This is a genomic window from Microcoleus sp. bin38.metabat.b11b12b14.051 (assembly GCF_013299165.1).
Classification (GTDB): domain Bacteria; phylum Cyanobacteriota; class Cyanobacteriia; order Cyanobacteriales; family Microcoleaceae; genus Microcoleus.
In genome coordinates this window covers 1-8,411 of the sequence record NZ_JAAFKD010000056.1, presented here as the reverse complement: position 1 = coordinate 8,411, position 8,411 = coordinate 1, and the positions used below count along the sequence as shown (strand labels likewise).

8 protein-coding genes and 2 tRNA genes are annotated in these 8,411 nt (G+C 46.5%); 6 read left to right on the top strand and 4 right to left on the bottom strand.

Features of this window, described 5'->3' with window-relative positions; all coding sequences use genetic code 11:
* Positions 1–429: hypothetical protein (locus QZW47_RS29640; RefSeq protein WP_293136002.1), on the top strand; the 429-nt coding region annotated here is incomplete at its 5' end.
* Here the strand turns inward: QZW47_RS29640 and gcvT are convergent.
* The 3 genes from gcvT to QZW47_RS29625 all read right to left on the bottom strand — a co-directional run bounded on the left by gcvT (position 426) and on the right by QZW47_RS29625 (position 2,196).
* Positions 426–1,577, bottom strand: a complete 1,152-nt coding sequence (gene gcvT / locus QZW47_RS29635; protein ID WP_293135997.1) for a glycine cleavage system aminomethyltransferase GcvT — start codon at positions 1,575–1,577, stop codon at positions 426–428. The genes QZW47_RS29640 and gcvT overlap by 4 nt on opposite strands.
* A gap of 190 nt (positions 1,578–1,767) precedes the next feature.
* A tRNA-Ala gene (locus QZW47_RS29630) sits at positions 1,768–1,840 on the bottom strand.
* A 152-nt stretch (positions 1,841–1,992) separates the two neighbouring features.
* Positions 1,993–2,196, bottom strand: a complete 204-nt coding sequence (locus QZW47_RS29625; protein ID WP_006631616.1) for a hypothetical protein — start codon at positions 2,194–2,196, stop codon at positions 1,993–1,995.
* Between the two features lie 897 nt (positions 2,197–3,093).
* Here QZW47_RS29625 and QZW47_RS29620 point away from each other — a divergent pair.
* Positions 3,094–4,374 carry a HEAT repeat domain-containing protein gene (locus QZW47_RS29620; RefSeq protein WP_293135987.1) on the top strand — a complete coding sequence of 427 codons (1,281 nt, stop codon included), beginning with the start codon at positions 3,094–3,096 and terminating at the stop codon, positions 4,372–4,374.
* Between the two features lie 443 nt (positions 4,375–4,817).
* On the opposite strand, the gene QZW47_RS29615 is transcribed toward QZW47_RS29620, so the two are convergent.
* Positions 4,818–4,902: transfer RNA gene (locus tag QZW47_RS29615), tRNA-Ser, on the bottom strand.
* Between the two features lie 213 nt (positions 4,903–5,115).
* Between QZW47_RS29615 and QZW47_RS29610 the strand changes: the two genes are divergently transcribed.
* From QZW47_RS29610 to QZW47_RS29595, 4 genes are all read left to right on the top strand, one after another.
* Positions 5,116–5,484, top strand: coding sequence for a 2Fe-2S iron-sulfur cluster-binding protein (locus QZW47_RS29610; protein ID WP_293135983.1), 369 nt, complete (start codon positions 5,116–5,118; stop codon positions 5,482–5,484).
* 155 nt (positions 5,485–5,639) lie between these two features.
* Entirely contained in the window at positions 5,640–6,158 is a 519-nt protein-coding gene (locus QZW47_RS29605) for a thermonuclease family protein (RefSeq protein WP_293136028.1), read from the top strand.
* A 259-nt stretch (positions 6,159–6,417) separates the two neighbouring features.
* Complete coding sequence (locus QZW47_RS29600) at positions 6,418–7,233, top strand: inositol monophosphatase family protein (RefSeq protein WP_293135980.1); 816 nt, start codon at positions 6,418–6,420, stop codon at positions 7,231–7,233.
* Between the two features lie 102 nt (positions 7,234–7,335).
* On the top strand, positions 7,336–8,283 hold the full coding sequence (locus tag QZW47_RS29595; RefSeq protein WP_293135975.1) for a tetratricopeptide repeat protein: 948 nt from the start codon (positions 7,336–7,338) through the stop codon (positions 8,281–8,283).
* Positions 8,284–8,411 lie beyond the last annotated feature (128 nt).

Here is an 8,411-nt window from a genome sequence, read left to right as displayed (position 1 = left end):
GGAAGAAGGACTAAAGTCCTCACTACGAACCCTACAAACCTGGTTTGTAGTGAGGACTTCAGTCCTTCTTTGGATACTGGAAGAAGGACTAAAGTCCTCACTACGAACCCTACAAACCTGGTTTGTAGTGAGGACTTCAGTCCTTCTTTGGATACTGGAAGAAGGACTAAAGTCCTCACTACGAACCCTACAAACCTGGTTTGTAGTGAGGACTTCAGTCCTTCTTTGGATACTGGAAGAAGGACTAAAGTCCTCACTACGAACCCTACAAACCTGGTTTGTAGTGAGGACTTCAGTCCTTCTTTGGATACTGGAAGAAGGACTAAAGTCCTCACTACGAACCCTACAAACCTGGTTTGTAGTGAGGACTTCAGTCCTTCTTTGGATACCGGAAGAAGGACTAAAGTCCTCACTACGAACCTGATTTAATTGGGGCGGTTGGGAGAGCGATAAAATGGCTTTTTCACCACCGTCGCGGGGTAATTTTTCCCGCGAATCTCGACTTCTAGCTGCTGGCCAATTTTCCCTAATTTTGCCGGCACAACCGCGAGCCCTACCGCCCGATTCAACGTCGGCGATAATGTACCGCTAGTTACTTCTCCTACTGTTTCGCTGTCAAAGATTACCGGATAGCCGTGGCGCGCAATGTGCCGGCCCTGCATTTCCAACCCTACCAACCGCTTCGATACTCCCGTGGCTTTCTGCTGTTCCAAAACCTCGCGCCCAATAAAATCGCCTTTGCTATCGAGGTGAACTACCCAACCCAATCCCGCCTCTAAAGGCGTGGTATTGTCGTCGATGTCTTGACCGTAAAGTGCCATTGCTGCTTCTAAACGCAAGGTGTCTCGCGCACCCAAACCGCAGGGTACAACGCCAGCATCTAGGAATTTTTGCCAGACTTTTTTTCCGGTTTCTATATCCACCATAATTTCAAAGCCATCCTCGCCGGTGTAACCTGTTCGGGCGATAAAACTAGGCTGTCCCAACAGCTTTGTTTCTAAGTGTCCGAAAGCTTTGATTGGGGCGAGGTTGTCTTCTACAAAAGGCTGGAGGTATTTAACAGCTTCTGGCCCTTGAATTGCGATTAAAACTTGGTTTTCGGAGATGTCGCTAAAAATAAGTTCGCTCAAGTCTAAGCGGGCGAGAATCCAGGCTTTGTCTTTGATGCGAGTGGCAGCGTTGACGATAATTACTGCACGTTCTTCCAGCGTGGTGGGGTCTGGTTCTTGGCAGTAGAAAATAATGTCGTCTAGGATGCAGCCTTTGTCATTTAGTAAGACTGTATATTGAGCCTGACCTGGTTGCAAGCGGCTTAAGTCTGAGGGTACTAAGAGTTGAAATTTTTCTATTACTTGTTTCCCTCTCAAACAGAATTTTCCCATGTGGGAAATGTCGAACATTCCTGCTTGCTGGCGTACTGCTTGGTGTTCGCTGCTGATGCCTGCGTACTGCACTGCCATCTCCCACCCGGAAAAGGGCACCATCCGACCTTTGAGCTGTAATGATAGTTCGTACAGAGGCGATCGGGCAAGCTGGCTCGGACTCTCTGGATTGTTGGGTTCAGTTGACTTTGCCACAGGTAGCGCTTTGGTTGCGGGTAGACTCTGTTTTGATTTTACGGGAAAATTGGTTTTTGTGATGTGGGGCGCGATCGAATTTTAGGACGGCACAATGTTGTTTTGTGACAAAATTAGGATATCTCACTGCCCTTTCGGGGCGCATCAGGACATGGCTGTGTCGTTTTCACACCAATATTAATCTTGTTTATGGAGAATAGCGGGCTCGAACCGCTGACCCCTACAATGCCATTGTAGTGCTCTACCAACTGAGCTAATTCCCCTTTCTTTTCGCGCTCTCAATCATGCCTTAAGTGACCAATGTTTGTCAAGCCTTTTGTAAAAAATAGTTTTGAGCCTTGAACGGGCAAGGCTTTTGGCTTTTTTTATAAAAAAATCTCCTGGCTGCTGAACATTTGTCAATGCCTGTTGTGATTTAGTAAGTGTGCTGGGATATTTCGGTTAAATGACTCAAGCAAGACCCCATGAGGAAGTACACGACTACCAGGGCCGCTGCTGAGACCGCAACTAAAGTACCGGCTAGCATTAGTGAAAATTCTCGTTGCGCGATCGCCTCTTGCATTAGGTGCAAAGACCAGGCAACGAGGGCAACGTCAATTATTAAAATAGAAACCAGCATAAGTTACGATTTGTAACAGCTTGACTATTGTAACAAAACTTTTGGCTGCGTGCAGATAAGCTCAGATGTATTTAAGTATTGAGGTGAAACTGATGGGGAGCAGGGAAAAACGACCAATAAAAAACTATAGGTTTTCTTAATAATTACAATATGCAAAGTAAATGAGAGCCAGCTCAGCTTTATCGTGCGGTTGTGCGATCGACTGGGGCGCTTGACGGCCTCCTTGGAGATTAGGCGCGATCGCACTTTAAGTATAGCTGGAGGGCGTACAGATGGCCTTTCTCACAAAGAGGAGCTAGACAGTTAGATTTTAGATTAAAGAATTGGGAAATTGAGGGATTGAGGATTGAGGATTGATTGGTCAACCGATTTGAGATTTGAGATTTGAGATTTGAGATTGACCCCACGGATAAATGCGGGGGCTTGAGGATTTGAGATTTTAGATTGTGGATTGATTCCACGGATAAATCACGTGGCGGGTACCACCTTTGAAATTCTTGGTCAATACTTGATCTTTCGTTCGAGGCGCTATCTACGAGAATTCATCGTATTGGCGATGTTTGAAGTTTTGTCAGAAAATACGAAAAGTTACGACCGATGGCATAAGCTCGATCGTAGTCGATGTATTATTTTGTTAATAATTCAAAACAATTAAGCGATGGGTATCAAATTTATGTGGAAACTGATCTCCGTCGAAGTTCAGCTACCGCGCAGTCGTTGGGATGAGGGCGACCTCTACCTCGAAGTAAGAGAATTGGAGTAATGAATAGTCTGCTTTTAATTTATCCCTCACAAGCCAGAGGCTTTAACCCAATTATTTCTGGTAATTTAGCCGGATTTTTGATTGTCTTTTCCTTCCTCTTTCCCTTCGCCTTCCCCTTCCTTTGTGATTGGTAAATGGATAAACGTTTTATTAATTTAGTCGATCTGACAGAACAACAGGCGATCGCCATTTTGGAAACGCCTGCGGACAAACTCGCTGATCCATACTACCGCTACATAGCAGCCTCTCACTTAGTGAATTTTTCCACAGAACAGTCGATCGCAGCTTTGATGGTGGCGCTGGAAAATACCGAGGATCGCCCGGAAAATCAGGCTGTGCGCCGGAAAGCAGCAGAAATTTTGGGGCGCTTGCAGGCTGCACCAGCATTAACATCGCTGCATTCTTGCTTGCAGGGCGATGACTTTTACGTAGTAGAAAATGCAGTCTGGGCGATCGGCGAAATCGGCACGAAAAATGTCGATATTTTAGAAGATATTGCCAAATTGCTCGACAAACCAGGTCAAAGTTATCGGGTAATCATCCGCGCTTTGGCAAAATTGAACTATACCGCAGCACTCTCCCAGATTAGGCAATTTGTAGACTCCGAAGACGAGATGATTAGAAGTGCAGCAGTCACCACAGTCTGCCGCTTTTCAGGAGATTACTCGCAAATGTCGCGCGTTGTAATGCTGCAAAGCGTCAATGTTAATGCTCGGCGCAGCAGCATTCAAGATTTAATAGATGCAAAATATTACCAAGCAATTCCTCTGATTGCTCGCTGTCCGGTGTCTCTGGTGTTTCGGCTGCGGGCTGTGCGGATGTTGGCTAATGCGGGAATTCCTGCTGGAGAGATTGCTTTTGCAGAAATTGAACCGATTCTCGATCGCATAATTGGCGATCGACCAGATGACCTAGATTTAGTGTACGAATACGACCAACTCCCCAGCCTCGAATTTGCCATTAACGAACTCTACGAAATAGATGGCGGGCGCTGTTATCTGGCAAGCAAAACCCTGCTAGAATCCTACAAGGATGAAGCACCGGATGCTTTGCTAGCAATTTATGAAAAATCAGCATACAAGGATAGTAGTGCCCACTATCATGTCATAAAACTGCTCGGCTGGCTCAAGTACGCTCCTGCTTTCGATTTACTCATAGAATCACTGCACAATCAAGAACCCCAGTTTCAAAAATCCCGCACCGCCGCGGCGATCGCCCTCGGCGAAATTGGCGACAAACGTGCTATTGCAGAATTGAAAGTTTGTCTAAAAACTAGACTCTGGGATTTGAAATATGGTAGTTTGATGGTATTGGCAAAATTAGGAGACAACAGCGGCTGCGAGATTTTGGCCCAGGATGAGGATTTGCTGGTGCAGAAAAAAGCAGCGAGTTTAAAGGCCGCAACAATATTGTAATCAAGCAGGGTTGTGAGTTACCAATTGCCGATAAAAACGAAGGGTTTGGAAAACACAAGAACAAATCCGGCTAAATTCCCAACTACCGATCATATTGTTTGCGATCGCGAGCCGGACACCCGCAGACTAAAATTAAGTTGGCTGCTTCGGGCTTGAGTTAGATCGAAAACTCTCACTCGATTTTGCAGCCAGCGCGATCGAGCTAAATAACAATGTCACTTCTGATAAAATCTTGGCGATAACTGCGATGTCAGGACTTGATCCCCCTCTCCTGTGATGATGACTCAAGTCCTCAGGAGCGAAGCAACCTACTTTCAGGTATTCCAAATAAATCGCCGCTGAGTTTTGTTCAAAACTCAGCAGCGAGCTAATTCCAGTTATTGATCTCAATCCGAGATTGTTTTTTTGGCAAGCTGTGATTTTTTCCTAAACAGCTTGTGTAACGGAGAGGGAGGGATTCGAACCCTCGTTAAGTTGCCCTAAACACACTTTCCAGGCGTGCGCCTTCAACCGCTCGGCCACCTCTCCAGGGCTAAATGAATTCATTCAGCCACAGCTAAACTATATTAGCAGACCAAATCTGATTTGGGAAGGGGTAACGGCATAAATTTGTTGTTTAATGTGGGTAGGGTGTCAAACGGGCGGGCTAAGTTATCCTCGCTGTGCCGCAAACCCATTCATATCAGGGATTCTGCTCCCCAACCCAAATCTAAAATCTAAAATCTAAAATCTAAAATCCCTATGACTCGCTCCTACACAATTAAAATTCATAACAGACAAACGGGCGATCGCCACACAGTGCGAGTACCAGAAGACCGTTACATCCTGCAAAGCGCCGAAAACCAAGGTGTGGAATTGCCATTTTCCTGTCGCAACGGCGCTTGTACCGCCTGTGCGGTGCGCGTCAAGTCAGGACAACTGCACCAGCCCGAAGCAATGGGACTTTCTGTGGAACTGCAAAAAGAGGGTTATGCTTTGCTGTGCGTCTGCTATCCGCGTTCTAACGTTGAGGTAGAGACGCAAGACGAAGACGAAGTGTACGAATTGCAATTCGGCCGCTATTTCGGCAAAGGTAAAGTTAGATTCGGTTTGCCGTTGGATGAAGAATGATGTCAAATTTGGTAAGCTGTTGCGCCTTTGAATTGTATGTGAGGGGCGCTGCTCAAAGCCCACCCCACAAAAGAGTTTAATTGATTTTTACAGAGAATTTATATGCAGAAGAGCTGACCAATTTCCAATTACCAATTCCCAATTCCCAATTATCCATGCTTTATAGGTTATTTGCGATCGCCCTTTGTCTGTTGTTAGCTAGCTGCGAAAAACCAGAAATGCCCCAAGGTACGATCGCCAAAGTAGAAAGGGCCATCAGCGGACAAACAATCGAAGTTATCAGTACAGCCGACAAAATCGCCTTATTAGAACAAATCAGGCTGATTGGGATTGATGCACCAGACTTAAAACAGCAGCCTTGGGGAGAAGCAGCCAAACAAAGATTAGAGCAGCTAACTGGGGGAAAACAGGTATTGTTAGAATCAGACCTAGAACCGAAAGACCAGTTCGATCGCAAACTAGCTTATTTGTGGCAAGATAAAATTTTGCTCAATGAACTGCTAATCAAAGAAGGTTACGTTTTGGCATCGGCGCGATCGTCGCGGAATACCAAATATCAACAGCGACTCGCCAACGCTCAAGAATGGGCTAGAGTCATGGGTAAAGGCCTGTGGAATCCCGAACGAGCTTTGCGGCAAACTGCGGCCGAATTCCGACAGCAAAATCAGAAATAGTCATTAGGGCATTGGGAATTGGGAATTGGGCATTGGGCATTGGGCATTGGGCATTGGCCAAACAGGGCATTGGGCATTGGGCATTGGGCATTGGGCATTGGGATTATTGTTTCCTCTTTCTTCGTGTCCTTCGCGTCTTCGCGGTTCCTTCTTCCTTCTTACTTCTTCCTTCTTACTTCTTCCTTCTTACTTCTTCCTTCTTACTTCTTCCTTCTTACTTCTTCCTTCTTACTTCTTCCTTCTTCCTTCTTCCTTCATAATGACAGACAATCAACTACAAAACTTCCTTGAAATAGCCACCGAAGCAGCTCTCGCCGCGGGTTCTGTGCTGCAATCTTTTTGCGGTAAATTAGAAAATATTCAAGAAAAAGGTCGATCGGGCGATTTAGTCACAGAAGCCGACAAAGCCTCAGAAGCCGTCATCTTAGAAATTCTCGGCCGCCACGTACCCGAACACGCCATCCTCGCCGAAGAATCGGGCAAATTAGGGGATGCAACTAGCAAATACCTGTGGGCGATCGACCCTTTGGACGGTACAACGAATTATGCTCACCAATATCCTTTTTACGCTGTGTCGATCGGGCTTTTGATCGATGGCATACCACAAATTGGCGTAATTTACGACCCTTTACATAACGAATTGTTTCGGGCAGGTAAAGGATTGGGAGCAACTTGTAATCGTAAGTCGATCGCAGTTTCCCAAAGTTCAGAATTGAGAACCAGCTTGCTAGTGACCGGCTTTGCATACGATCGGCGCGAAACAGCAGATAATAACTATGCCGAATTCTGTCACCTCACCCACCTCACTCAAGGCGTGCGGCGCAGCGGTTCCGCAGCCCTAGACCTCGCACATACAGCCTGCGGGCGATTAGACGGATACTGGGAACGGGGACTCTCCCCTTGGGATGTAGCAGCCGGTGTACTCATCGTTTCTGAAGCCGGAGGTCAAGTTACAGCCTATGACGGCGGTGCGTTTGAGATGAGCTCTGGTCGAGTTTTGGCCACAAACGGCAAAATACACGCCGAACTCAGCGGCGCATTGCTTTCAGTTCCGCCCTTATCTTCTTGGAGGTAGCGGTTCGATAGCAAGGGCTCCGAAATAGTACGGGGGTCACAACCCCTTAAGTCAAGCTACATTAAAGAATAGTCAAAAGCCAGGAAAGCGAGAGTAAAAGTTATGTCTTTTGAAATGACAAAAGGGCTGTTCAAGTACGACTTTACGGATCAGCACGCAATTTTGGGAATTCCCTTAGACGCCGAGTTTAACGACATCCGCAAGCGTTACATGAAAATTGCCCGCCGCTTGCATTCGGATACTTGCTCTTTTGAAGACCCAGCCGATAAAGATTGGGCCAACCAATTTTTGTCAAAAGTGGTCAATCCGGCCTACAACAAATTCTCTAAGGAAAGCGATCGCAAAGAATACAACCTGCTATTAGGAACCATCAGCAAGCGCCTGGTCAAAGAACAGGGTAAAATGCAAATCGAAAGCGCAGCCGCCAAAGAGTTAGCTACTGCTAAAGATTTGGAAGAGGCTTATAAAACAGCCGTTGGGAAACTCGCTCTCAAGCAGTACGAATCTGTTCAGGAAACGCAAGAGGCGATCGATCAAATTAGCGAACTAAACATGGTTTATTTGCTGCGAAAAGAGCGATCGGGCGGTGTGATTTCAGCCGGTTCAGCCTCAAAACCAGCCACCGCCACCGCAACCCCAGCCACCGCAACCCCAGCCACCGCAACCCCAGCCACCGCAACCCCGGCCACCGCAACTGTACCGCCCCCGCCGCTCAGACCCCCATTAGACTCGCTGCCCGATCAATCTTGTCGCCGAGCTCAAGGATTCATGGACAGCAAAAATTACGCTAAAGCAACTTTAGAGTTGAAAGAAGCCCTGAAGCGCGAACCGAAACACAGCAAAGCCCACGCTTTGTTAGCAATGTGTTACTTGCAACAAAATCAAGCGACAATGGCAAAACTTGAGGTGCAAAAAGCCTTGGCATCAAATCCTGAAGAACCGACGGCTTTGGAGGTGAAGAAAAAACTGGAACAAGTTTCCGCAAAAGACAAAAAAAATGAGGAAAAACCGGGATTTTTTGCAAGTTTGTTTGGCGGGAAGAAGAAATAACAAGTTGACAGTTGACAGTTGACAGTTGACAGTTGACAGTTGACAGTTGACAGTTGACAGTTGACAGTTGACAGTTGACAGTTGACAGTTGACAGTTGACAGTTGACAGTTGACAGTTGACAGTTGAC

Excerpts from the sequence above, each read along its gene's own strand:
- QZW47_RS29620 (WP_293135987.1), top strand. The coding sequence starts at position 3,094 with ATGGATAAACGTTTTATTAATTTAGTCGATCTGACAGAACAACAGGCG.
- QZW47_RS29595 (WP_293135975.1), top strand. The coding sequence starts at position 7,336 with ATGTCTTTTGAAATGACAAAAGGGCTGTTCAAGTACGACTTTACGGAT.
- QZW47_RS29600 (WP_293135980.1), top strand. The coding sequence starts at position 6,418 with ATGACAGACAATCAACTACAAAACTTCCTTGAAATAGCCACCGAAGCA.
- QZW47_RS29625 (WP_006631616.1), bottom strand. The coding sequence starts at position 2,196 with ATGCTGGTTTCTATTTTAATAATTGACGTTGCCCTCGTTGCCTGGTCT.
- QZW47_RS29605 (WP_293136028.1), top strand. The coding sequence starts at position 5,640 with ATGCTTTATAGGTTATTTGCGATCGCCCTTTGTCTGTTGTTAGCTAGC.
- QZW47_RS29610 (WP_293135983.1), top strand. The coding sequence starts at position 5,116 with ATGACTCGCTCCTACACAATTAAAATTCATAACAGACAAACGGGCGAT.